Raw genomic sequence first — 1,159 nt, forward strand, 5'->3', positions numbered from 1 at the left:
CTATGGCAGGTCTGTTCGACGACGATAGAGTTCCGGGTAGCCCGGACGTACGCTGTATCGACTGCGCTAAGTTTGGCGGCTTGGCACGTGACCGTACGGAATGGCTCTTCAAAATGGGGAAGGGCTATTGCAACGACGACCGGCACCCCGGCGGCAAGTACAACGTGGTGCAGTCTATAACGGGAATCAAGAAGTGCCCGCTTTTTGAACCGGCCGACCCGGATGTTGTCCGAAAGCTTGAGTCGCGGCTGGCAGAGCTGCGGCTAGCGGGAGTTTCTAATCCTGCCGTTCCGGTTAAATAACTCGGTTTTTTCTCCCTCCGAGTACTCCGCCTGCGAGTCGGAAACGGTTCGTTGGGGAGGCCTCGGGCGTCTGCGCGAGTTCTCTTACAACGGGACGCAGATTCGCATGGAGCAGCACCTCAAGATCGGGGTTGCCGCCGACACCTCGAAGACGCTTCGTTGCTACTTTGCGTGGCTCGCCGAAGAGCGCCGATTGGTCGTCGGGTACTGCGGCGAGCACCTTCCCGTGTCAGGAAGAAGAGAGTGATTTTTCAGGGGAGCCTGTTTGTCAAAGAACACTCAAGCTGACCCCGGAGGACAGGTATGACTTTCACAGTACTCAGCGATCTTCTTCACGCCGCTGCGGATTTCCGCCTCTGATGACGTTCCGAAACCAAAGATCAAGCCGTTCATCTTCGTGTTACCTCTGCAGTTAGTGCTGAGCGGTTGAAGAAGGATCCCGTCGCGCGCAAGATCGGCGCAGAGTGTCTTGTCGTCAACGGGGGCATTCAGTTCCAGTGCCACTCGGCAACCGAATTGTGCGGGGCTGAGCTTGCCGTAGGGACGAAGGGTTTCTTCGGCTGTCGTTCGCAGCAAATCGAATCGTTGACGATAACGGCGGTTGAGACGTCGAACGAAACTGTCAAAGGAATCCGAATCCAAAAATTCGGCGAGAAGCGCCTGCGAACTTTCTGCCGAGGTGCGGTCCGACAAGTATTTGGCCGCCGTGCAAACCTCGGCAAAGGCTTCTGGAAGAACGATGTAGCCGATTCGAAAGCTCGGGGATATCAGAAGGCTGAAACTTTCAATATAAGCGACGGTTTCGCTGTTGCCGTCGCGCCCCAAGAGTGATCGGTAAGGGTGACCGCCGAGGCTGA

General features: G+C 56.5%; 3 protein-coding genes. 2 read left to right on the forward strand and 1 reads right to left on the reverse strand.

Annotated elements, in window-relative coordinates; all coding sequences use genetic code 11:
• A partial coding sequence (locus tag H6A60_RS11560; protein WP_205104761.1) for a hypothetical protein occupies positions 1 to 302 on the forward strand: 302 nt, incomplete at its 5' end.
• A 106-nt stretch (positions 303 to 408) separates the two neighbouring features.
• A complete protein-coding gene (locus tag H6A60_RS11565; protein ID WP_205104762.1) occupies positions 409 to 549 on the forward strand; it encodes a hypothetical protein in 141 nt (46 codons plus the stop codon).
• 32 nt (positions 550 to 581) lie between these two features.
• Here H6A60_RS11565 and H6A60_RS11570 read toward each other — a convergent pair.
• Positions 582 to 1,159: aminotransferase-like domain-containing protein (locus H6A60_RS11570; protein WP_205104763.1), on the reverse strand; the 578-nt coding region annotated here is incomplete at its 5' end.

Source organism: Sutterella massiliensis, assembly GCF_016899755.1.
GTDB classification, from domain to species: Bacteria; Pseudomonadota; Gammaproteobacteria; order Burkholderiales; family Burkholderiaceae_F; genus Sutterella; species Sutterella massiliensis.